Raw genomic sequence first — 23589 nt, 5'->3', positions numbered from 1 at the left:
CGCGCAGACGCAATGAGGTAAAGCCCGGATTCAGATGAGCCATGTTCTCTACATGCACATCGGAATGCTGGTATCCGAATCCTCCGAAGGTAGAGGTCGTGATCACGTCGAGCGCCAGGTCGTCCGAAAGCCAGAGCTCGCTATAATTGCGTCCGCAGGCGCCGATCGGCTCCATATGGTAATGACGGGTATACACCCCGGCATACTTCTTCGACGACATCTGCTCTTCCGAAATCAGCTCGAAGTGTGCATCGAGCTCGTGCTTCTTATCTGCATAAAGGGCTACTTGATTACGTACTCTGAGGGTGTCGACAAAATAGCGGGCATGCAGAATCGGAGGTCCCTGTACATGATCGAACGAGTCGGTCACGAAAGTCAACACCGTATGATCGAAGACCATCGTATTGAACCGTTCTACAAACGCATCGCCATATTTGAACTTGACTGTGATCGTATCAAGCATATGCAGCGGGTCTTTACTGCCCGGAATGTAGCTATGGCACGGTGCACATTCGGTATCTTTATATTTGTATTCAACCATCGGAGGGGTACGACGGCTGTAACCGAGCTTCAGGATAGGTTTGTCGCCATTGATGCCGCTCCACGAACGGTATTTCAGCTTGTCTCCACTCACAATCAGGCTGTCGTGCAGGATCAGACTGTCGGCCTGGACAACGATCTCCGTGCGAGAACCTTCCTTCTCTTTCATATTGAGTTCCAAGTCGCCAAACACCTCGATCACCGGAGAGCCCAGATAGACTTTCTGATCATGCGCATAGATACGTGCATCGCTATGGAACGTCATACGCGATACCATATGCAGGTAATCCCCTGCATCACAATCAGCCGCACAACCTTTCGGACATTTGGGGATATCCTTGAAGATATTCGTATTCCAGTTGTTCTTATTGCCCTGAGTCTTCATATACAACCCGTAGCCGGCTACGCTCTCGCCGTGCAGCGTTCCCGTACCGGGTACGGAGCCGATCCCTGCACCCTGACCGCCTATATATACCATCTTCTTATATACATCGATATAGTCGGAGGCTACGGCGGCGAAACCGCCTTTCCTGAAAGAGGGACCCATCCCTCCCGTGGTATCGGAGAAGTTCAGCATAAGTACACGTGCCTTATTTTCATCGTCTACCATATCGCAATGGTAGCCTCCATTGTTGCAAGGATAAGGCGTTCCGATCTTTTCGTCCGGATTGAGCGGATTGAAGTCCGTGCTCAGGAACGGATCGTGGCGTGTACCTTTGTTCTGCAGACCGCCGTAGTTCAGTTTGATGTTATTGTCTGCTGCGATAAAGATGCTCCCGCTGTCGTTCGGCGTATAAGCCATATCCTGTACATAGACGTTATTACGTTCTTCGGTACAGCCACAGAAGCCTACCTTCGAGAGGTCGCCAAGGTCTTCCGTTTGTGCAAGAAGCAGCAGGTTGCCCTTCAGCCCCCGTATGTTCGTTTTTCCGCGAAGGTCGATATCGCCGAAGCGTGTGCGGAAGAATGCGCTTCCATTGTCGTTCTGGAAATTCATTTCCGTTCCGGTATTCATGATGATATTACCGCGTTGGCCCGCATCGACCGTCAGGTCGCCGTTATTGCCTTGGTAGTTTAACGCCGGCGCCGTAACCTGATCGGCCATATTTACCGCGATCGGATTGGTGAACTTTCCTTCGTATTCACTCCAAGCCTGCTCCCTGCCGCAACGGCCTACCCCGCCGATGATGCCCGCATGCTCGTAACGTTGCATTTCTTCGCCTCTACGTTCATGGAGATTACCGGTTACCGGATCGTTGCTTCCACAATAATATTCGTTCGAGAACGGAATTGTAATATTCGTCGGATAGGCGCCCGAACCGGTCATTTCAGTTTTGATCGATGTGAAATAGATATTTCCGCCTTCCCAGCGTTTGCCGTTGTCCGTTTCATCCCATCCGGCCTTGATATTCAGCACACCTGCGTTTGTCGGTTTATTCACTTTGTAAGTAAACGTATTATCGCTGAACTTATACGTATTCGCTATCTTAGTCCCCGTTGCATCATACACCGGTGCGCCGATCGAATAACCTAACCAGACATCGCCTTTGCGCGAAATGATATTCGTCGTATCATGATCCAGGTTTTCCGATTCGAACTTGAACGAAGCTGTCCGGATATTATTGGCCGCAATCATATTCGTTTCCGTATGGAAACCTCCCTGAGCCGGAGTCGCAGGACGCTCAACCTTTATACTATCGTTAATATAAACATTTCCACGGCTCGAGTTGCGGTTCGTTGCCCAGTCATTGGCACAGCCTCCAAAAAGCCCGGGTTGACGATCTTCCGCCCAAAGCGTAAGCAATCCGCGTGCTGTGTCTGTTTGATGTTCCGCCTTATAGCTGAATGTTTGTGTTACCACATTTCCACCATCAGATAGCATATACAGATTATTCCCCCTTAAACCTGCATCAATCGCAGCATCAGCTCTTAATTCCACGTCGCTAAGAGCCTGGATACGCATAGCTCCATCACCCGTCGCATGCGCAAAGGCATTTTTCAACGAATCGGTAGAACCTCCATAGAAATGGATGTCGGCGTCGCACAAATTACTTGCATTATTTCCATAATTCAAGATATTCAGAGGCTGTTTTTCCGTAAGCGCAAAGTGGGGAGCATCGCCATGATTAAGCCCGAAACTCATTATGAAATTTTGAATATCCGTACAACTCTCGAAGTTCTTCAAGATACCGCCCGAATATACATTGTAATATTTCTTACCCACTGTATTCGGACCTACTTCAATCACACCCGGTACGTTTCCTTTGAAACCGGAAGTGCTTGCCGTATCCGTGTGGATTTTAGCATTATTTGCTATCCAGTTATAATTTCCGTATACGCCGAAGACCGAAGCTTCTGCCTTATTTGTCGGTGCAGGTATGGAATATTTTGTGATACCCGTATGGGCAAACTCGCCTAATCCGCCGAATGCGGAAGCAAACGGATGAGGATGATTGGCATCTTGATACAGGTAAATATTATCCGCATGTTTTGGGAATGTAGCTTGCGTATAAAACGGATTCGCTCTACCGGTAGAATCTTGAGCCATATTGATGTTGTTGATATCTCCTTTCACACGAAGTGTAAAACGACCCGTTATATTCGGAACCACCAAGATGGCATCCGTCTTATTGTCCGGAGCACTAGCTGTGGTATGCTCCGTAGCCGGTGTTGCTGTGGCATCCGTCACATCGTTTTCCACACATACCCATGCGTTCGGCTGCAAAGCAATCGCACCGTCGACTAAGGTAGCTCCGTAGACAGTCTCGGCTTTCCAATCGACCCTAAATTCATATGCGCTACATGATCCGGAACAACATTGAGATAGTTTTTGTTTAAATTGAGGTGTAGCCTTAACTGTATCAATATCGTATTTCCATTTGATATCTTTATAAAGCAGCCGATCAAATGTATGAGTAGTCCCACTCATGCCACCTTGAATGATAATCGTCGTAGGACGACGGTAATTGGATAGATACACGGTATTTTGCGTTGTCGATACCTCTCCCCATTGAGCAGGCGTCGTAGCGTCAGGGTCAACCGTACCTGTGGGATGAGCTGCATCCGATTTCAATCGGTATGTAGGCTGGTTATGCAAAGCCGCACCGTCTGTCATGTCCAAACCGCTGAATTGAACCAGTGGAATCCCATCGTCCATAGGAAATTTAACCTTAGTAGCCTCAGTTGCATGATAATGACCCGCACTCCATTCTTTCTCATAATATCCGTTCACGGTCGATGTATATAATCCGTAAGGAACAGACGATGGATCTGCATGTGCCGTTATTTTTGTATCATCCCAACTTTGTAGAGTACCTCCACTATATTGCTGAAGACGAATATGCGTATTTATTTCGAATTCAAACGGTGTAGCACCGGGTTTAGCCTGAAAAAGTGCCCACCGACAAGGTGCCTTATTTTTCCAGTTAGGGTCACCTCCGGGAGAAATAGGCCATGGGGAAACGCCAAATTTGCCTATATTGAATTTATTGAATGAAAATTCATAAATCGATCCGGTTGCATCACCACAAAACTTTGTCGGTTCAGTGTATGATCCTGAAATTGTATTATTTTCATATACAGGATCTGTGTCGCCAAATTGATCACAATTACCGCCAGGAATTGCAGGGCATCCATCTGGCTGACCATTATTATATTTTGTTACTCTGTTCAGTACCGAAATCCACCCTAATGCATACCCATTACCGGTATAAGCTTTGATAACCGTATTTATCGCCGTGTCACCTAATACAATATCGGCAGGCGGGACACGAAGTGCATGCTCATACATGCCGGTGGAGAATCCGGGATACGGAGACGGTGTAGTCCCCATATGATCAGTAACCACCCATGAAAATTCAGTACCTATTAATGCTTTTATATCCCATGGGTTTTTTGCCTTTTGCTCCGCATGATTGCCCGGTGTGATATACGATGATTCACCAGCCCCGAAGGCATTATTTACTCTTTGGGGGTAGAGCCATTGTCCCCACATGGTACCCCTTCCTGCGAGCATTATTGCCATGCAGGTAAGTCCTAAAATTGTTATTTTTCTTTTCATACGTATTTGTTTTTAATGAATAAATCTTTTTTACCTTTTTACAAGGTTATATTGTTTCACGGTTTTTTTTCTCCTTCGGATGTGCATAGGTACGGAGACTTACGGTACGCGGAGAGCCTGTCTGCTTCTTCGCGTACATATGTAATATACGTCAATTGGATTTTATATCTGCCGTACTTCGTTTCCATTTTGCTTATCACCGGTTAAGCGAATCATACTAAACAACGTGGCAAAGATAAAAGGATTCTTTTTACAATACAAATCTTTTTTGGTGTTTTTTTATAAAAAACACACAACTCCTCTCCCCAAGGGGGCTCTTTGTAATAACCTATAACTGTTCTATCTCTTCGTACGACAGCCCGGTACAGGCTTTTATAATCTCCATGGAGACGCCGGACACTTTCATTTTTCGAGCCGTTTCAAGAATCCCTTCCGCGTGCCCCTGAGTGTGCCCTTGGGCAAGTCCTTCCGCATGTCCTTGAGCGTGCCCTTGAGCAAGCCCCTGAGCAAGCCCTGTTTCCCATGCTTTTTCCTGCTGCTCTTTGGCATAACTTTCTATGGCAAGATTGGTCCGGTATATATCCAGACTGCGCTCATACATGTGACGCTCTTTTGCCGGAAGATTCTCTACGTCACACAACTCCTCGAGACGCTCGAAGAGCATCTTTCGTGCCTTGAATGGCATTCGGTTCAGTGTTTCCATATGCTTTAATACAAAAATCCAACGTTCAAAATCTGTCGTACACGAGCGCTCATCCTTATCGAACAAAGGCATCGTGATAAATATCTGCCGCATTTTATCGCAAAACATCTTGCCGGTATCCCTGTCTGACAGGATCACATCTGTACGGAATTTGGCCTCTTCCCCTTCAAATGTAAAATTCATAAAAAAGATACCGTAGACGGCCTTTACCGAATACTGCCAGCCTCTTCCCCTTTGCCCCTGCTCCGACAATGCACGAGCCACGTAGTAGAGCGCACGCTCCTTGAAGTTACTTTGTGTACGATTCTGCATCTCCACAATAATCTGTTCTCCGCTGTCGGTCGTACAGTACACATCATAAATAATCGCACGCATATCCTCATCTCCGGGCAAGCGTTCGTTGTTGAGAAAGGTCAGGTCTTTAATCACTCGTTCTCCAAGAAGAAGGCTGTTGAGAAAATCTATTAACAGTTCTTTGCTTACCTCCTGACCGAATATTTTTTTGAATCCGTAGTCCGTAAACGGGTTAATGAAGTGCGACATACATCATTCCTTTTGGTTCAACAACAAAGGTACGGATTTTTTTTGCATACCATCAAACATTTTTTTGAAGATATCTTTTTTTACCGCTTTGTTTCTATGCGACAATGGAGGGGGGGATAAAAAACACACAACTCCCCTCCCCAAGGGGGCTCTTTGTAATAACCTATAACTGTTCTATCTCTTCGTACGACAGCCCGGTACAGGCTTTTATAATCTCCATGGAGACGCCGGACACTTTCATTTTTCGAGCCGTTTCAAGAATCCCTTCCGCGTGCCCCTGAGTGTGCCCTTGGGCAAGTCCTTCCGCATGTCCTTGAGCGTGCCCTTGAGCAAGCCCCTGAGCAAGCCCTGTTTCCCATGCTTTTTCCTGCTGCTCTTTGGCATAACTTTCTATGGCAAGATTGGTCCGGTATATATCCAGACTGCGCTCATACATGTGACGCTCTTTTGCCGGAAGATTCTCTACGTCACACAACTCCTCGAGACGTTCGAAGAGCATCTTTCGTGCCTTGAATGGCATTCGGTTCAGTGTTTCCATATGCTTTAATACAAAAATCCAACGTTCAAAATCTGTCGTACACGAGCGCTCATCCTTATCGAACAAAGGCATCGTGATAAATATCTGCCGCATTTTATCACAAAACATCTTGCCGGTATCCCTGTCTGACAAGATCACATCCGTACGGAATTTGGCCTCTTCCCCTTCAAATGTAAAATTCATAAAAAAGATACCATAGACAGCCTTTACGGCATACTGCCAGCCTCTTCCCCTTTGCCCCTGCTCCGACAATGCACGAGCCACGTAGTAGAGCGCACGCTCCTTGAAATTGCTTTGCGTGCGGTTCTGCATCTCCACAATAATCTGTTCTCCGCTGTCGGTCGTACAGTACACATCATAAATAATCGCACGCATATCCTCGTCTCCGGGCAAGCGTTCGTTGTTGAGAAAGGTCAGGTCTTTAATCACTCGTTCTCCAAGAAGAAGGCTGTTGAGAAAATCTATTAACAGTTCTTTGCTTACCTCCTGACCGAATATTTTTTTGAATCCGTAGTCCGTAAACGGGTTAATGAAGTGCGACATACATCATTCCTTTTGGTTCAACAACAAAGGTACGGATTTTTTTTTACATACCATACAAACATTTTTTTGAAGATATCTTTTTTTACCGCTTTGTTTCTATGCGACAATGGAGGGGTGCTTTCAGCCCGGACGCATTTCTGTAATGTACTTCGGCATAACCGATTTTCAGCTTCGAACGTATTTTGACAGGAATAAAGTTATCATCATCGCCGATCCACAGTTCGGCAGCAGCCTTGGTTTGTGTGAAAGCTTTATCGTAAATGTCGACCGAGAAATGAAGTGTCCGGTATTTGATGTTTCCGCGTTCAACGACAGCCTGTCCCTGATAGCGGCAGCTGATTTTCACCAAGTCTTTGCCGATGGCCACCGTCATCGGGAATGCATCTCCGGTTTTGAGCTTCTTCCGGTCGAGCGTTCGCAGGAAGAAGGTGGCACCCAGCATGTCGAACGCGCAACCCGACCGAACGATAAGGGTGGTATCGATTTTCGTTTCAGTCGGTGTGTAGCGGTGCGAGCGTATTGAGGTACGCCGGTCCGGATACGAGAAAGTCAGTTCGTCCATCAGATGGTAATGATTTTCGTGCGTATGCTTCGAACTGAACAGCAGGGAATAGTCTGGGGCATAATAGCAATCCATCGTATCACGCATCCGGTAGACGGATTCGAAGAGCTTGACCGTACGGAAAAGCAACCGATAGCGCGACGCGCTCTGCCCCTGATAGGTGGCCTTGCCGAACGAGAGTGAAGCTTCGCCGGCGCGTGACATGAGCAATCCCCATTTAAAATAAATGTCGTAGTTCACCGTCTCACCATGATTGATTGGCAGAGTCGAGGGAAGGCATTGCGCTCTTGTATGCAAGGCAAACAGGAGCGCGCAGCTCACCACAAGCACGATGTGGACATACTTAGAACGGCAGTCCGATGGCACCGCCCGACGAGCGTCCGGACGACCGGCCTTCTTCTTTGTAATCACGTTTTTTTCGCGTAACATCTTTCGGCTTGTTTTTCGTAATTTCCGGCAGTTTCTGTCGAGTAATGGGCGTATCGGTTACATTCCACGTTTCCTCAATCTCCCAGTTTGCCCGCATCATATAGATTTTCGGTGAATAATACACCGTTTCGGGCTGCCGTTTTCCGGCATAGTTGCCGGTATCCCATACTCCGTTTTCGTTCGTATCGACAATCAATCGCGCATAATATTTCTCGGGCAGCAGGTTCGAGAACAGCACGCCTCCGTCTTTGACCCGACCTTTCCGCACGGGCTCGTCGTTCGCATTGAGCAGCTCCACGAAAGCCGGCTCGGCGACTCCTTCGATATTGAGATATAGATGCCCGTACTCCTCCTTTTTCCGGATCTGAAACGAGGTCTCGCAGGTATTGTTATGATGCCCGTAGAGGCTTTGTAACCGTGCCGAATCGATGGTGATACGATAATTCGCCCCGTATTTCCACGGATGCCGGACGTGATATTTCAGCAGATCGACACTGTCTTGCAGCAGCGTGAAGTCAACAGGCGTCCAGAGCGTATCGTTTTGCTGTTCGAGAAGGAGGGCTTCGCGCTTCAGGTCGAGAACCGGTTCGTTGAATACGAACGAAACGGTATCGTATATCTCAATCGTACCGGAGGCCTTGGTTTGAAACGTCAGGAAGACTTTGGGCTCGGCCTCCCCTTTTTTCGGTTTCTTCGGCACGCGCTGCTTACGAAGCGTGAGATGGATGGTATCCGTCTGCGGACGCAGCATGTTCGTCGAATCGCTTTTCAGGTAGTCGACCTGCAGATGCAGCGTGTCGCGTTTCCAGACCATCGAGTCCGTAATCCAGTAGTGCAGGACTGTGTTTCCTTCGGCCGGCTGCACCAGGAACCACGGATCGCGAGTCGGCCGGTCAAGCAGCGTGACGCGCGGCAACGAGTCGGCCGGAGCATTGAATTTGAGCACAAAGCGGTTGGCTTGCGGACGCTCGGGGCGAAGCATATATTGGCGGCGGAACTTCTCTTTGAAAAGGAACAGGACAACATTGTCCGGCAGAAAGCGTGTGTACTCAACTGTACGAATCGTATCGACGGTAACGGAATCTTTCCAGACCGTATCCTGACGAAGGGCCAGTTCGAGAGTCGGTGTCACGAGCGAGTCGAGGAATGCAATATCTTCGCCGGGCTGATCGAACAGGTAATCGCGGTTGGCGTCGTTCAGGGCATAGAGGCGATACGTCCCTTCGGCGATGTTGCGGATGGTAAACCGTCCGCGATCGTTTGTTTTTGAGGTTCTCAGGAAAGGCAGGGTCGTAAAAGCGGAGTCAGCCGGATTGGCATGCAGCCCGACCATGATACCGGGCATCGGTTCGAGGTTGGCGGCATTAAGCAGCGTGCCTGAAATCTCTAACGAGTCGATCGTTTCACCTGTCGAAAAAGCGAAACTGAAATTTTCAAACACATTTTTTTCGTTATTGTCGGACACGGAGTTGGTAAAGTCGATCGTGTACGTCATATCGGGCTTCAGCGTATCTTTCAGCTCAACGCGAATTTTTTTGCCCATCACCTGTATGCTTGGCAGCTCTTTTTGCGGAGGGGTGATGATCACATTTTCGGAAGGTTTCTCGATCTGAATCAGTTCGTCGAACAGAATTTCGATCCGCTTGCCCTTGTAGCCCGTCTGATAGGGCGCAGGCGTACTGCTCACGAACTTCGGAGGTTGTTCGTCGTATGGTCCTCCGTTGGGCGAGGCCATGTTAGCACACGAAACCAGAGCACAGCAGCACCATACCCCTTGCATCATGCGTCCGATCCGATACAACATCTTCTTTCCTCTGTTTTCGAGCATTACCGTCTTCTTTGTTCTTTCTTTTTTTGCAGCCGCAAAGATAACGTAAATGCAGGCAGGAATGAAATTTATTTTGCAGCGCTCTTGATCAGCCGGAAACCGATGCGACAGTAGAGACATTTCCGCTTGTCGCAATATTCACGCCGCAGCTGAATCAGCGCCTGAGAATCGCAGGCATTCTTGACCGGCACTCCGGCATCGGTAAAGGCTTTAACGATGCTATTGCGCTCAGGAGGTATCTGTTCGAGCAGACGCAGCGCCTGCTCGCCATACTCCGGTTGTTGCTTCTGCTTACCGTAGGCAAAGAGAATGGGAACCACGGTATTAATCATCACCATACAGGCCGCACGCAGACCGATCGGTTTTTTACGCGCCGGCGAGGGAAAATCAAAATGATAATGCGTATCCCAATAGGTCGACGGAGGAACATTGAAGCATTGTTGCAATTTCTCTACCGACGGGTTTTCGAGTATTTCGGAAAAAAGCGTATCGTTATGTGTCCAAACGGAAGCCAGCTGTGCCAATCGCAGATGCGGGAAATTGACCGGACGCGTGCGCAGCCTTTTGAACAGAAAACCGTCCACCGGTTTCAATCCGTATTTCTTTTGCAGAAACGCATATTCAAGTCGAAGCGCTTCGTAATATGCGTCATCTTTCTCGGCGGTGAGCAGTCCGGCCTGACCAAAGAGCAGCGCTTCAACCTGCATGCTGTTGTTCCGATGTTTCCGGATATATTTAAACGGCAAACTCACAGCCAGCCACTCGAACGCATCGCTATTTGTTCCGAAGCCGAAATTGCGGGTCAGCGTAAGATAAAAGACTTCGTTCCAGTCATATCTCGTTTGCTTCAGCCGCTTGAAGATGTCTTCCGTCTTCCGTTCCAGGCGCTCGCCCAGCAACGCGTTCATCCATTCTGACAGGAAGGGCGGGCTGACTTCATGAATCCGTGTGGCACACGCTACCGCTCCCTCGCGCGACAGCAACCAGTCGATGCTCTGCCGTACCTTTCCGGGTACATGCAACACTAACTGTGGCAGCACTTCTCCGTTACTGCGACACACGGACGCGTCGTCTTCTCCGACCACGTGCAGGATCACCGAATCGTATGCAGGATTCCGGTCGTGCCCGTGCCGTATCCAGTCCGATGCCTTACTGTGAATCTCGATGTCGCCGGCCCAGACCGTTCCGGCGATGCGTAACTTGGCGTTGAAGAAATCCGCTCCCGCGTCCGTGTTCGTCAAGCCCGGATCAATGACTGTTACCGGATCACCAGTCGTGGTACGCAGATCGACTTCGTCGTAAAGCCGGTATTTCCAGAGGTATTGTAAGACTCGTTCCTTCATTTTGCAATAGTTTTGGGAAACTTTGCCCAAATATAATACAAAATCCTTATATTTGCACCTTTATGAGAAAAAAGTTTACGGTAACGATCATCAGTCAGAAGAACTAAGCAGATGAAAATAGCATTGATAGGCTACGGGAAAATGGGGAAAGCCGTCGAAGAGGCGGCCTTGAAACGGGGACATGAGATCGTTTCGATTATCGATGTCGACCATCGTGACGCTTTCCGCTCGGAAGCTTTTCGGAGCGCCGACGTGGCCATTGAATTTACAAGACCGGACACTGCATTCGATAATTACATGCAGTGCTTTGCGGCCGGTGTGCCCGTTGTCAGCGGGACAACCGGATGGCTCGACCGGCTCGACGAAGTCAAAGCGATCTGTCGCAACGAAGGACGAACGTTCTTCTATGCGTCGAACTTCAGCATCGGCATGAACTTGTTTTTTGCCGTAAATGCTTATCTGGCAAAACTGATGAACCGCTTCACCGATTACGATGTGCAGATCACCGAGACGCATCACATCCATAAGTTAGATGCTCCGAGCGGAACGGCTATTACGCTGGCCGACGATATCCTCAAGGCCATCGACCGAAAGACGCGCCGCGTATCGGGCAAGGCCGAACATCCCGAAGAATTGGCCGTGCTGTCCGTCCGCGAAGGCGAAGTGCCGGGCATCCACGAGGTGGAGTACGACTCGGAAACGGACTTCATCCGCATTTGCCACAGCGCAAAAAGTCGTGCCGGTCTGGCGTTGGGCGCCGTGCTTGCGGCAGAGTTCACCGTAGGGAAAACAGGCTTCCTCGGAATGAATGATCTGCTTCATATTTCTCCTGTTGAACAATGAAAAAATAATATACACAATGAAAAAAATTGCAACACGCCAATGGATCAGTTTCGGTATCTGGGCAACGCTCTATACCCTGTTTTGTATCTGGATGGAAAACTTATGGATGCTCTTCGGTCTGATCATACTAGTCGATATCTTCCTCACGAAATTCATCCCATGGGGCGCATGGAAACGCTCGAAGAATAAGAGAATACGCCAAACGCTTGAATGGATCGACGATATTGTGTTCGCACTCGTAGCTGTCTACCTGATCAATCTGTTCGTCTTTCAGAATTACCAGATCCCGACTCCCTCGCTCGAGAAAACGTTATTAGTAGGCGATTACCTGTTCGTCAGCAAGCTAAGCTATGGACCGCGGGTGCCGAACACTCCGATATCGTTCCCCCTCGTGCAGAACACTTTCCCGATACTGAACTGCAAGTCGTACCTTGACTGGCCGCGATGGGGTTATAAGCGTGTAAAAGGCTTCGGACAGGTGAAACGCAACGATATTGTCGTATTTAATTTCCCTACCGGCGATACGGTGGCGCTCAAGTGTCAGAACCCCGACTATTACTGGTTAGTGAACGAGGTTGGACGGGAAGCGGTGCACACGAATAAAGACTATTACGGCGACATTCTTTATCGCCCCGTAGATAAACGGGAAAATTACGTAAAGCGTTGCGTCGGGATGCCGGGTGACTCACTCGCGATCCGTAACAATGCACTGTACATTAACGGAGAAAAACAGAAAGACCCGGCACGGATGCAGCTCTGCTACTTTGTCGAGACCGACGGAGCGATGCTCACCGAAGAGCAGTTTCGCAAAATGGACATCAATAAGAGCGACCGCAAGTTCGTTTCCGTCCCTACATCGGACGAGGAAAAATTCTACTACGAATATCTGCCGTTCGTCGGCTTCACATCCGTCGACGGACGATACAACCCGATCTATCGCCTGCCGTTGACACAGGAAGCGCTGGAGATGATGAAGAAAATCCGGTCGGTGAAGCAGATTAAAGTAGAACCCGAGCAATTAGGAGGCTCAACGTATCCGGTCGGTTACCGCACGGGATGGACACGCGACAATTACGGTCCCATCTGGATCCCAAAGAAGGGCGCAACCATCGAACTGAACGAACGTAATTTAGCGCTCTACAGCCGGTGCATCGGCAGTTATGAGGAGAATAAACTGGAAGTACGGGGCGGGCAGGTATTCATTAACGGACAGCCGGCTACGACCTATACCTTCAAGTACGACTACTACTGGATGATGGGCGACAATCGACACAACAGTGCCGACAGTCGTTCGTGGGGTTTCGTACCCGAAGATCATATCGTCGGGAAGCCGATCCTCATCTGGCTCTCGCTCGACAAAGACCGGAGCCTCTTCAATGGCGGCATCCGCTGGAGTCGGATGTTCCGCACGGTACGCTCCGACTGATCAAAACGCTGTATGGTGAGACAATGACACGTCGGCTGATACGATACTTGACAGGCTTGGTGATCGCCGCCCTGATCGCGTTGGGGCTGCATCTCTTCTGCATCGGTTCGTACAGCATCTCGACCCGTTCGATGAGCGACGTGCTACAGGAGGGCGATCGGGTGTTCGTGAACAAAATCCGCAGCGCCTCGAATCCCGGACGAGGTCGGATTGTCCTGTTCAAAGGCCACCGGACGCAGGGCTGTCAAGCGCCGCTCTTCTTAAGCCGTTGTGTGGGGATGCCGGGCGATACCGTCATCATCGACGAAGACGGCTTCCGCATCGCCGGACGTCTGTATCCGAAACTCCCGACAACCGAAAATATGTTTCGCATCCGCAGAGACATCAAGAAACCACTGATGGAACTGATGCGCGGCCTGAACATCCCCTACCGTAGCGCCGGAGAAGATTCGTTAAGCCTGACTTTTCGCCTGACAAGTCGCGAAGAAGTATTGCTCCGCGATAAACTCCCCCGGTTGCTGCAGATCGAATGGATTCCCGGCGAACGTCGTCGCCACAGGTTTGTGATCCCGGCCAAAGACAGCCTTTACCGAATCGATTCGACCTCCCTGCTCATCTGTCGTGAAGCTATCCTCACAGAATACGGCAACCGGGCGTCGATCCGCGACGGAAAACTCTATGTAGACGGCAGGCATACACGTTACCTGTTTTTCCGGAAAAACTACTACTGGATGCTTTCGGATAATGAGGACGAGGCGGTCGATTCGCGACACTTCGGGCTGATTCCGGAAACCCGGATCGAGGGTAACGTATGGTTTCGCTGGTACAGCAACGACCGGAAGAAGCTGTTTAAACGTATCGAATAAGCGATGAGTATCGTCTGCCTTTCCACCGCCTATTTGGCGCCTGTCAGCTACTATTGCAAACTGCATGCCTTCGATACCGTACAGCTCGAAACCTGCGAGAACTACCGGAAACAGAGCTTCCGCAACCGCTGCCGGATCGCTACGGCCAACGGCATACAGGAGCTGACCGTACCCGTCGAAAAATCTCCGGCACCGAAAATCCTGACACGCGATATCCGTATCTCCGACCATGGGAACTGGCGTCATCTGCACTGGAACGCATTAGTCTCGGCCTACAACATGAGTCCTTTCTTCGAATATTATGCCGATGATTTCGCGCCGTTTTACGAGAAAAAATATACTTTTCTGATAGATTATAACGAGGCTTTGCAACACCTCATCTGCGACCTGATTGATCTGCGGCCACAAATCATACATACCGGAACGTATGAGCCCGACATCCCAAACGATTTTCGGAATGCCTTCCATCCGCGCCATCCGCACGATGATCCCTCTTTTCATCCCCAGCCCTACTATCAGGTGTTCCGTGAAAGACACGGTTTCCTGCCCGACCTGAGCATGGTAGACCTGCTGTTCAACATGGGGCCCGAAGCACTGCCGGTGCTCAGCGGCTCATACCGACAAACCGACAACGGCGATGTATAAACAAGCCGTCCCTTTATCTTCTTCGCCTTACGCTGCGTGTTGCGGCCGGCTTTTCTGCTTTCGTCTTAGGCGCTTTGGCCTCCTTTTGCTTCGGTGCTTTTGTCTTTTTCGTCTCTTTTTCCTTCTCGTTGGTCGCTTTCTCCTTTACGGACGACCGGCGTCCGGCTTTTCCTGCTTTTTTCTTACCGGAAGTTGCCGCCTTTGCCTGTGCGGTCGTATCGGGTTGAAACCATAACGCTTTGTTGAAAGCAACCAGCTCGCCTTCAATTTTCTTTTGCTCGCGCTCCAGCGAGTCGGGAGTAGGACAATAGGCCTGCAACGGAATATTAAGCAGGTTCTCGGTCTTGATAATCTTGCCGTCGAACATACGGCGACGGAAATAATCGTCGATCGTAAACGTTTTTGCATTGTTCGTGTTCGACGTCATGATATATGTATTCGATACGTAAGGGCGAACATCTTCGTAAACGACCCAGAACATAGGCGAACGCTCCGTACCCATATCGCCTTCGTAGAAGATAATCGGACTGATGGCTAATGTTTTCACATCATACAGGGAATTGTTCTGATCGAAATACCATGCTTCTTTTACGTAGAAGGCCTTGACTTCGCCCGAAGGAACGTCGCTTTCGTTGATCACGAAACGCTGCCTCCCGTCACGCTCCGGTACTGTTTCATACATGATGGTGAAACGGTCGAGCACCGATTTAAAATCGACGAGATGATCCTCATCAAACGCTTCGTAACCGTCTATATATTCATACGCTTTGAGTTTTCCCTCGCTCACTAACTGAAATATGGAAGAGAAGAGATTCATCGAACCGTTCCTCGGATTCACCGGATAATAGAGGGGTGCATTTTTCTCTTCGAGCATGTTCAGCTCGCGGTATATCACACGCATCCACCGTGCGTTGCCGATGTTCTGCGTCAGTTGCTCGTTAAGATGCTGTGCACGTACAGTAAGTTCGGGCAAACCACTCTCGTCCCGGTTTTGCCGGTTACGATCGCCCCCCCGGCTCATCTGAGGTGTACGGCGCGTATTGCCCGTATCCTGCGCTTGCAGCATGACGCCCGAAAAGGCCGTCAGCATACTTATTACAACCGTAAAAAAAACAATCCGTTTCATCTCTTATCTTTACTTGTTATGCTCTACAATTTATTGAATGATTACATCGAAAACGACCGGGTCTTGCTCCACTCCTTCGGGAGTAACGGAAACCGATTTGATATAAAACTGTTTTCCGCGTTGCAGGTTGCGGATATAGCTCTTTTGCCGATCGGTAAACGAGTTGTTTTGCGACACCTCTATCAGCGAGTTCCCCATCGAATCGGAATACGTCAACGTAAAATTCTTCACCCGGCATTCGATGTCGAGGATTCCGTCGTCAATAGCCGACATGATACCCGTTGCTTCCACGAGGGCACGTTTCGATATACGGCCTCCGGTAAACTTCTTCGTCACCCCGTTGGCATCCGTATACAAGATGTACGGTTGCGCCTTGGGCAGTTGACGCACCTTGAACGGATAATCGCCGATCTTGGTCTGCACGCCTCCGATACGAGCCGTTACGGAAATCACGGCTTCCTTGGCATTCATGTTCGGAACGGCATATCTTTTTCCGTTTTCCGTACGGATCTGCCCGTTCGTCATGGTGGCTGTCACATCGCCGCTGGCCACGCCGGGCACGGCAATATCGATCTCGTTCTCGCGCACACGTCCGGCATACAGCACACGCATCAGCGCCGAGGCCACCGTCGCACTTTTAGCCGATACGGAATATTCACTGTTAAAGTAGTACGGATCTTTGCCCGGCACTTTCAGATAGCCCTGAACAGGGAATGTTCCGGTAGAACCCGTACCGACCGTATAGATGCCTTCGTAATCGCTCACCTCTTTTTCACTGCCTTTAGGGCCGATAAAGAGTTGAGGACGCTGGGTTGAATCGATGGCTGACAGTACGATATTCGCCTGATAAGGAGTTCCGCTCATCACGATCTGACTCTTGGGGACGACCTGCGCCACGATCTTGTTCACACGGTAATCGCCCACATCGACACTTTTTGTGATGTCTGCCAATACTTCGCCTTCTACATAACGGATATCATTTTGATATTTCGTCAAGATCGTAACGGCAGCTGCCACAGGGATATTTTCAAACATAATCGACTCCCACGAGCGAAGCTCTACTCCCGTCTTAGACGGCACTTTCGTGCTCAGAACACGTTGTAACATATTGCGCAAATCGGGATCGTCGACTAAAGTGACCACCTTTGAACGATACGTTTCCAAGCGCTCTCTCAACTTTTTCCCTTCTCCGACAATCGGTGCGGTCATGACTTCCGACGAGGCATCCATATTTTCTTTATTTTCAATCTCATTGACATCGCCCTCTTTTCCGTCGGCTTCCTGTACGATCCTGATCTTAAGGTTCTGTAAGTAGTCGACCAGTTCGTCCGATTGTTGTTTGACATCGATCGCCTTACGGTACCATTCTCCCACTTTCGCAGGATTCACTGCATTGGCAGCCTCCATGGTCTCCAACGCTTTTTTGTTCCGTACAGAGGCAATCGTAGCGGATTCACGCAGTCCTCTTTCCACCAAATCAAATCCGTTCAGTACCTCCGATGAGTAATTTAATGCCATCATGGCGATGAACACCAAATACATCAGGTTGATCATTTTCTGACGCGGTGAATTGGGATTATTTGCTATTCCTGCCATTTAATCATTCTTATCAATAGTTCATCGTTGTTCATATCCACCTTTCATTGCTTATCGCGGGTTGGGATAAGGAGGTTGCTGCGCATAGCCTTGCGGCGGATACCCGCCCTGATACGGAGGCTGCTGAGGCGGATACATCGTTCCTCCCCCCGGCATATTGACCGTCATGGCTTGCAGCAGACGTCCGTAAACCTGATTCAGCTGTGCCAACAGCTGCGCCATCCGTTCGTTCTCATTGCGGAAAGCCGTGCTGTCCATCACGGAATTGTCGTACATATCGCGGATACGGCTCAATCCTGCATTGATCTGCTGGATCGTATCCATCTGCGAGCGCAGGCCACTTAAATGCACGGAATAGAACTCATTCAAGCCCGAAAGACTCTGATTCAACTGCTCCATCTGCTGAACATATCCGACGGTCTGTTTCTCCGAATGTTCATTCTTCGATCCGGCAATCATCTCGCACGAATGTACGAGCGAGTCGGAGACTTCGCTCAACGAGTTGGTCACGACATTGAAACGTTCCAGATTGGCTGTAACACTCGATATCTGTTCAATATAGGTCTTCGTCGCATCCGTCAGGTCGGCCATACGGGAAATCTGCTCGGCCGCATCGCCCAGCTTCCGGATGCTGTCGGCCAGGTTCTTCGTGTCTTCTTCCGATACATTCAGCCCCATCGCCGCCATACCGAGTTCGGCATTCTGAGCAGCGGCACGGGCATTGCCCGTCAGCGTACCGCCACCGGATTGAGCTCCCGACAAATCACCCAGCACAATGGTTCCGCCTCCCCAATGTCCTCCACTGCCTCCGATAATCACTTGTCCTTCCCCGTTCCCGGCACCTCCGGTGCTGAAATCGGGACGGTCCAGCGGATTCTTCGATTTCAAGACCGGAAAGACTTCTTCCCAATGATATTCATTGGTGGGACGATCGAAGCCGGACACAAAGAACACAATCGCTTCCGTAATCATTGCCACCGTGAGTATCTCGTTGCCGTATTGCAAGTGCAGAATCTTAAACAAGGCTCCGATGATCACAATCGAAGCTCCCCAGCTATACACGAAATTCAGCGTCCGTTTTCCGTTCTCGGACGAAAGAAACATTTCGATCCGGTTCTTATACCTTCTATATTTTCCCATAATTTTTTCTGATGTATTGTTGTCGTTGGAGTTTATTTCTTTTTGTTTTTCCCTTTCGCGTTGGAGAATCCGATTTGCGTACGCACACAGCGGAAGCCGATGTAGGAGCGTGTTTCGTTCTGATATTCGAAGGTACGCCGGTCGGAACGGATAAACTGGGCGACATCCTTCCACGAGCCGCCCCGCACCACTTTCTTTTTCATTGCATACGGGTCTTCTTTGGCCGCGTTATAATGGAGGTCGGGATTAAGGTCGCTCGTCTGGTTCTGTCCCGATTCGGTATAGACCGACGAAGTCCATTCGGCCACGTTTCCGGCCATATCATACAATCCAAACTCATTCGGTGCAAACGTTGCAACGCGCGATGTAATCAAGTGACCGTCTTCCGTATAGTTCCCATCTCCCGGTTTGAAGTTGGCCATGAAGCAGCCTTTTCCGTTCTGGAGTTCATTCGTCGACCACGGATATTTGTTTTCGTTTTTGCCGGCGCGAGCAGCATATTCCCATTCGCCCTCGGTAGGCAGGCGAAACGATTCGATGACTTGTCCGGGAGGCAAGCTGACCGATTTCTTGTAATATTCGGTTCGCCATACGCAAAAAGCATTGGCCTGTTCCCACGAAACACCGACCACCGGATAATCATCGTAGCCCGGATGCGTGAAATACATTTTCAGGTACGGCTCGTTGTAGGCGTTTTTGAAATCGTTCACCCAGCTCGTTTCATCCGGATAGATATTGATAATATAGGTATGCAGGAAATCAAACAGACTGCTTAACGGACGTGTGATCGTCTGATTAACAGGACGCCCATCCGTATCAAGGTAGGCCGTATCTTTCGAAATCATCACGACGGCATTGGGATCCGGCTGGATATCGGTATTACGTTCGCGCTCGGCCGGATCGAGACGGTTACGGCGCAAAGCGGCAGCGGTATAGTCGAACCATTCGTATTTATAATTCATCTGTCGCCCGTCGAGCCCGCGTTCACCCGTCACAGGATGAGTATAAAAGACACTTTCGATAGCCCGCTGTTCATCTTCATTGGCGCGTTTCCATGGAATCGGACGCGTCCAGTCGAGATGCGGAGTGACCGGTTCACCGTATTTGTCTTCCGTAATCATAAACAGCTCGTTGCCTCCGTATGCCGGGTCCGCCAGACGGGTCCGAATGATCGAGTCACGCACCCAATAAACGAACTGTCGGTATTTCGCATTCGTAATTTCCGTCTCATCCATCCAGAATGCTTCGAACGATACTCCTTTCGTTTCGGCATCGAAGCCCCAGAGACTATCCTTATCCGATGGTCCCATCTCGAAGGAACCTCTTTTAATCAAGACCATCCCGTAAGGATTCGGCTCGTTGAACGAAGCCATCTTGACGCCAACCAATTCGCCGCCGTCGCCGGAAAGCAATTTTCCGCACGAGGTCGTCAGCAACATGACGGCGACCGATATGAATGTTAATTTCTTCATCATCTTCCCGATTGTCTATTGTCTGTTCTTATCTTACAATATTCTGATACTCTTATGTCTGTTCCTTCCACCTTTAGGTTTGTTCAGGTTCATCCGATACGTTGCCATGGCCTCATGACTGCCTGTACTTACCTTCGACAAAGCAGAAAACGGATATTCATAGGCATAACTCACACGAAATTTACCGATATTCGCTCCCAAATAAAGTATACCGTTCATCCGAATGCCTTGATAACTCTCTCCGATCCGCATGCCCAATCCTCCGTTAAACATTGTCTTGTAGACGGCTCTCAGAGTCACATCGCCCATGTACATCTGCAAGTCCGTTTGCAGAAATACAGAAGGCTGTAACTCAATCAACGGATTTTTCAGTTTAATATTGTATCCGGCTGTTAAATTATATCCCCGATTAACTTTCAGCGTAAAATTTTCATCCAGTTCCATCTCCGGAGCAAGCAGATGCGTGGAAGCAATACCGACATAATATTTGTCTGTCGAGTAGAGTAACCCTAAGGCTATATCCAATCCCTTCGCATCGATGTCGGATTTGGGCAAGGCGTCATCTTCGGGCGAATGGTCTGTGCTTCCATCAATTCCTTCGGGAAGAGGTTCTGCCTTAGAACCTAAATACGACTTGCTGATCATTCCACCTTGAAGTCCGATACTCAATACTCCTTTACCCAACTTATGTTTATATGCATATTGAAGCGAAGTGTACACATCTTTATATAACGTACTTTTGTCGTCGCTAAAAAACATCACTCCTACCCCATGCCGTGTTTTTCCGAACGTGAATGGCATATCGGCGGCAACAAAAGCCGACTGCGGCATTCCTCTGTCGAGTCCAAGCCATTGCAGCCGGTAGAGCGCCGTTATTCCGAGCTCGTTCTTCATTCCGACCGAGGCAGGGTTATATGCCCCCATCGCCATAAAATAATGGTTCAGCGATGCGTCAACCTGCGCCCAAGCAGAAGCTACCCCCATGCTTAAAAGGAGGAAAAACGTCCAGAATCGTTTGATCGTCATTCGAAAGAGTTACATCTATAGATATGTATAACTCTGAAAAACTTGTAAAATTGTGTATGAAATAAAAAAGAGCTGCAAGCACTGCCCGCAACTCTTTCATTTTTCAGTATTCTTCTTCATTAAAAAAGAAGTCTTCCTTACTGGGATAATCCGGCCAGAGATCTTCTATACTCTCATATATTTCGCCTTCATCTTCCATCTCTTGCAAATTTTCAATCACTTCAAGCGGAGCACCGGAACGTTGAGCGTAATCAATCAGTTCGTCTTTGGTTGCAGGCCAAGGTGCATCTTCCAATTTGGATGCCAATTCTAATGTCCAATACATAAAAACCTTATTTTACAGTTATTTACCTTTAAAGCCATCCCAAAAATGGGCTGAAATTTTCGGCAAAAATAAATGTTTATTTGTTAGCTGCAAGCGCTATCCCAAAGAATTTCGTCATTATTTTTACGGACACACTCATTTCGGCCGATGACAAACAGAAGGTCGGAGAGTCGATTCATAAAAATCAGCACAGGTTCTTCGACGGTTGCCGATTCGGTGAGACGGTAAATGCGTCGTTCGGCACGGCGACACACGGTACGACACACATGCGCCAAAGCCGATGTGCGGTTTCCTCCGGGCAAAACAAATCCGCGCATACGCGGTAGCTGCGTATCGTAACGATCAATCGCTTCTTCAAGACGACGGATACTCTCGGGAGTCACATTGCTTTCGATACGCAGGTCCGTCTGTGTCATATCGGTTGCCAAATAGGAACCCACGGTAAAGAGTTTGTGTTGGACAAAGCGGAGCAAGTCAGCCGTTTCCTGATCGTCCGTTTCGGCAATCAACAGTCCTATTTGGGAGTTCAGTTCGTCGATCGTGCCGTAAGCTTCAAGACGGGGATGGGTCTTTGGGACGCGTACGCCTCCTACGAGCGAGGTCGTTCCTTTATCACCGCCACCGGTATATATTGGACTTTTTTTCATTCTGTTTATGATTGAGGGGTTTGCATTTCCTGTTGTGCCGGAGGATTGAGAATACTGTTCAGATACAATTCGATATACGGAAAGGCAACCTCCTTCATGACAACCTTATGCTCTTTATCAAGCAAATAAAGTGCCGGAAGAACACGCAACACATACGTTTGTCGTTGCAGGATATCAAGGTTCTTATCATACCCGTGTATCCACGTTTTGGGCATCTGAGGCAGATGCTCCTTCCACTGCTCTTCAGCCATATCGAGGTATATGGAAAGAACCGTAAGTTTTTTCTGCGCAATCATCTGCTTCACCGGCTGCGAAGCGTCAATCATCCGACTTACCTCACGCGCATTTTCCCAATCAAGGCCATAAAAAAAGACAAGCACAAAATCGGTCTTCAAGTCGTAAAGCGATCCCTGAGATCCCTTCCCGGTCGTATAACGAATATCGGCAGCCTGCATGCCGGGACGGTTTTTCTGCACTTGTGCCAGCATCGCCCGAGGACGCGCTTTGCGATACGTATCCAAACTGTCTGATGCAACCATGTGCTCAAGTACGGGGATGAAATATTCTTCGTTTCGCATGGATGAGTTAGGATAGAAAAGAAATTGTTCCATCTTCGACGTAAAAAAAGCGTACATCGCACGATTTTTCTGTGCCTGATCGAGCAAACGTTTGATTCCGTCACAGGAAATCTGATACGAAGCATATGGGAAAACGGAAAGGAAATCGACGATCGCTTGTTCGGTGATCTTTGCCGCACTACCCACAAATGCCGTATCGGCAAAATCGAAATGATCCCAATAATGCATCGCCAAATACTCGGCACGTAGTCTCGGTTCAGTATAGACTGCCGGAACTTCGGCCTGTTTGAACGTTTTCCGCCCCGGTGCATCCGTCGACGTTCCACAGCCGAAAAACAACATCAAACCTGCCAATCCACACCCCGACAGAAGTAATCGTTTTTTCATCATCACACGTTTAAATCCTTTCCAATTTTATTTATATCATCGCGGGGACAAAGGTACGGGATAATTTCCAATATCCATTCAGAAAAATAATAAAGTTTTAAGTAACGGCTTTACAGAAAGCGCCCTTTGCAAAAAGCCACCACCCACCATATTTTCAAAGATATACCACATTACACAATGCACATATGAGAAATAAATCCAATAAATGCTGAAATAAATTTCCTCGAGGAACTCTTTTGATTAAAAATAAAATATATTAAATATTGCAAATATATTGGCTTGGCTGAAAAAATAGCATACTTTTGTATAATATTATAAGCCCCAAAAAGCAACCTGTCTTTTGACAAATTCAATTCAGTCAAAAAATGATTAAAACGAGATAAATAAAACAAGATACAAACATCAATTAAAATATCAAAACAG

At 48.7% G+C, this 23589-nt stretch carries 18 protein-coding genes; 4 read left to right on the top strand and 14 right to left on the bottom strand.

Translation table 11 applies throughout. The annotated features are described in order from the left end of the window. The 6 genes from Tanf_RS02410 to Tanf_RS02385 form a co-directional block, all read right to left on the bottom strand. Positions 1–4600: hypothetical protein (locus Tanf_RS02410; RefSeq protein ID WP_152652238.1), on the bottom strand; the 4600-nt coding region annotated here is incomplete at its 3' end. Between the two features lie 328 nt (positions 4601–4928). Then, positions 4929–5846 carry an Rpn family recombination-promoting nuclease/putative transposase gene (locus Tanf_RS02405; RefSeq protein ID WP_046824779.1) on the bottom strand — a complete coding sequence of 306 codons (918 nt, stop codon included), beginning with the start codon at positions 5844–5846 and terminating at the stop codon, positions 4929–4931. 163 nt (positions 5847–6009) lie between these two features. Next, positions 6010–6927 carry an Rpn family recombination-promoting nuclease/putative transposase gene (locus Tanf_RS02400; protein WP_046824778.1) on the bottom strand — a complete coding sequence of 306 codons (918 nt, stop codon included), beginning with the start codon at positions 6925–6927 and terminating at the stop codon, positions 6010–6012. Between the two features lie 82 nt (positions 6928–7009). Then, entirely contained in the window at positions 7010–7729 is a 720-nt protein-coding gene (locus tag Tanf_RS02395) for a DUF3108 domain-containing protein (protein ID WP_438873598.1), read from the bottom strand. Positions 7730–7832: 103 nt separating this feature from the next. Then, positions 7833–9746 (bottom strand): Ig-like domain-containing domain, encoded by a 1914-nt coding sequence (locus Tanf_RS02390; protein ID WP_052448975.1) that lies wholly within the window; start codon positions 9744–9746, stop codon positions 7833–7835. 68 nt (positions 9747–9814) lie between these two features. After that, positions 9815–11089 (bottom strand): DUF2851 family protein, encoded by a 1275-nt coding sequence (locus Tanf_RS02385; RefSeq protein ID WP_046824777.1) that lies wholly within the window; start codon positions 11087–11089, stop codon positions 9815–9817. 111 nt (positions 11090–11200) lie between these two features. On the opposite strand from Tanf_RS02385, the gene dapB reads away from it, so the two are divergent. Genes dapB through Tanf_RS02365 form a run of 4 tightly spaced genes read left to right on the top strand, consistent with a single transcriptional unit; the run spans position 11201 to position 14869 of the window. After that, positions 11201–11932 (top strand): 4-hydroxy-tetrahydrodipicolinate reductase, encoded by a 732-nt coding sequence (gene dapB / locus Tanf_RS02380; RefSeq protein WP_014224698.1) that lies wholly within the window; start codon positions 11201–11203, stop codon positions 11930–11932. 16 nt (positions 11933–11948) lie between these two features. After that, positions 11949–13358, top strand: coding sequence for a signal peptidase I (gene lepB, locus Tanf_RS02375; RefSeq protein WP_046824776.1), 1410 nt, complete (start codon positions 11949–11951; stop codon positions 13356–13358). Between the two features lie 23 nt (positions 13359–13381). After that, on the top strand, positions 13382–14224 hold the full coding sequence (gene lepB, locus Tanf_RS02370; protein WP_046824775.1) for a signal peptidase I: 843 nt from the start codon (positions 13382–13384) through the stop codon (positions 14222–14224). Positions 14225–14227: 3 nt separating this feature from the next. Next, positions 14228–14869, top strand: a complete 642-nt coding sequence (locus tag Tanf_RS02365) for a WbqC family protein (protein WP_046824774.1) — start codon at positions 14228–14230, stop codon at positions 14867–14869. Between the two features lie 13 nt (positions 14870–14882). Here the strand turns inward: Tanf_RS02365 and porN are convergent, their stop codons facing one another. The 8 genes from porN to Tanf_RS02325 form a co-directional block, all read right to left on the bottom strand. Continuing rightward, a complete protein-coding gene (porN, locus tag Tanf_RS02360; protein ID WP_014224694.1) occupies positions 14883–15995 on the bottom strand; it encodes a type IX secretion system ring subunit PorN/GldN in 1113 nt (370 codons plus the stop codon). Between the two features lie 30 nt (positions 15996–16025). Continuing rightward, positions 16026–17591, bottom strand: coding sequence for a type IX secretion system motor protein PorM/GldM (gene porM / locus Tanf_RS02355; RefSeq protein ID WP_046824773.1), 1566 nt, complete (start codon positions 17589–17591; stop codon positions 16026–16028). Positions 17592–17642: 51 nt separating this feature from the next. Beyond that, positions 17643–18731, bottom strand: a complete 1089-nt coding sequence (gene porL, locus Tanf_RS02350) for a type IX secretion system motor protein PorL/GldL (protein WP_014224692.1) — start codon at positions 18729–18731, stop codon at positions 17643–17645. A 32-nt stretch (positions 18732–18763) separates the two neighbouring features. Then, entirely contained in the window at positions 18764–20206 is a 1443-nt protein-coding gene (porK, locus tag Tanf_RS02345; protein ID WP_371327207.1) for a T9SS ring complex lipoprotein PorK/GldK, read from the bottom strand. A gap of 30 nt (positions 20207–20236) precedes the next feature. After that, positions 20237–21229 carry a PorP/SprF family type IX secretion system membrane protein gene (locus Tanf_RS02340; RefSeq protein WP_080948532.1) on the bottom strand — a complete coding sequence of 331 codons (993 nt, stop codon included), beginning with the start codon at positions 21227–21229 and terminating at the stop codon, positions 20237–20239. Between the two features lie 103 nt (positions 21230–21332). Then, positions 21333–21554, bottom strand: coding sequence for a DUF2795 domain-containing protein (locus tag Tanf_RS02335; protein WP_014224689.1), 222 nt, complete (start codon positions 21552–21554; stop codon positions 21333–21335). Positions 21555–21637: 83 nt separating this feature from the next. Continuing rightward, positions 21638–22201 (bottom strand): cob(I)yrinic acid a,c-diamide adenosyltransferase, encoded by a 564-nt coding sequence (locus tag Tanf_RS02330; RefSeq protein ID WP_046824771.1) that lies wholly within the window; start codon positions 22199–22201, stop codon positions 21638–21640. 5 nt (positions 22202–22206) lie between these two features. Then, positions 22207–23169 (bottom strand): DUF5106 domain-containing protein, encoded by a 963-nt coding sequence (locus Tanf_RS02325; RefSeq protein WP_080948531.1) that lies wholly within the window; start codon positions 23167–23169, stop codon positions 22207–22209. Positions 23170–23589: the final 420 nt, after the last annotated feature.

This window comes from Tannerella forsythia (genome assembly GCF_001006485.1).
Classification (GTDB): domain Bacteria; phylum Bacteroidota; class Bacteroidia; order Bacteroidales; family Tannerellaceae; genus Tannerella; species Tannerella forsythia.
Note: the sequence above shows the minus strand (reverse complement) of the source record. Positions and strands in the feature narration are given on the sequence as shown.

Bases quoted from the DNA above. Each gene is read 5' to 3' on its own strand.
- Tanf_RS02385 (WP_046824777.1), bottom strand. From the start codon at position 11,089: ATGAAGGAACGAGTCTTACAATACCTCTGGAAATACCGGCTTTACGAC.
- porL (WP_014224692.1), bottom strand. From the start codon at position 18,731: ATGGGAAAATATAGAAGGTATAAGAACCGGATCGAAATGTTTCTTTCG.
- porM (WP_046824773.1), bottom strand. From the start codon at position 17,591: ATGGCAGGAATAGCAAATAATCCCAATTCACCGCGTCAGAAAATGATC.
- Tanf_RS02330 (WP_046824771.1), bottom strand. From the start codon at position 22,201: ATGAAAAAAAGTCCAATATATACCGGTGGCGGTGATAAAGGAACGACC.
- lepB (WP_046824776.1), top strand. From the start codon at position 11,949: ATGAAAAAAATTGCAACACGCCAATGGATCAGTTTCGGTATCTGGGCA.
- Tanf_RS02400 (WP_046824778.1), bottom strand. From the start codon at position 6,927: ATGTCGCACTTCATTAACCCGTTTACGGACTACGGATTCAAAAAAATA.
- Tanf_RS02325 (WP_080948531.1), bottom strand. From the start codon at position 23,169: ATGATGAAAAAACGATTACTTCTGTCGGGGTGTGGATTGGCAGGTTTG.
- Tanf_RS02365 (WP_046824774.1), top strand. From the start codon at position 14,228: ATGAGTATCGTCTGCCTTTCCACCGCCTATTTGGCGCCTGTCAGCTAC.
- Tanf_RS02335 (WP_014224689.1), bottom strand. From the start codon at position 21,554: ATGTATTGGACATTAGAATTGGCATCCAAATTGGAAGATGCACCTTGG.
- porK (WP_371327207.1), bottom strand. From the start codon at position 20,206: ATGATGAAGAAATTAACATTCATATCGGTCGCCGTCATGTTGCTGACG.
- porN (WP_014224694.1), bottom strand. From the start codon at position 15,995: ATGAAACGGATTGTTTTTTTTACGGTTGTAATAAGTATGCTGACGGCC.
- lepB (WP_046824775.1), top strand. From the start codon at position 13,382: ATGACACGTCGGCTGATACGATACTTGACAGGCTTGGTGATCGCCGCC.
- Tanf_RS02340 (WP_080948532.1), bottom strand. From the start codon at position 21,229: ATGACGATCAAACGATTCTGGACGTTTTTCCTCCTTTTAAGCATGGGG.
- Tanf_RS02405 (WP_046824779.1), bottom strand. From the start codon at position 5,846: ATGTCGCACTTCATTAACCCGTTTACGGACTACGGATTCAAAAAAATA.
- Tanf_RS02390 (WP_052448975.1), bottom strand. From the start codon at position 9,746: ATGCTCGAAAACAGAGGAAAGAAGATGTTGTATCGGATCGGACGCATG.
- dapB (WP_014224698.1), top strand. From the start codon at position 11,201: ATGAAAATAGCATTGATAGGCTACGGGAAAATGGGGAAAGCCGTCGAA.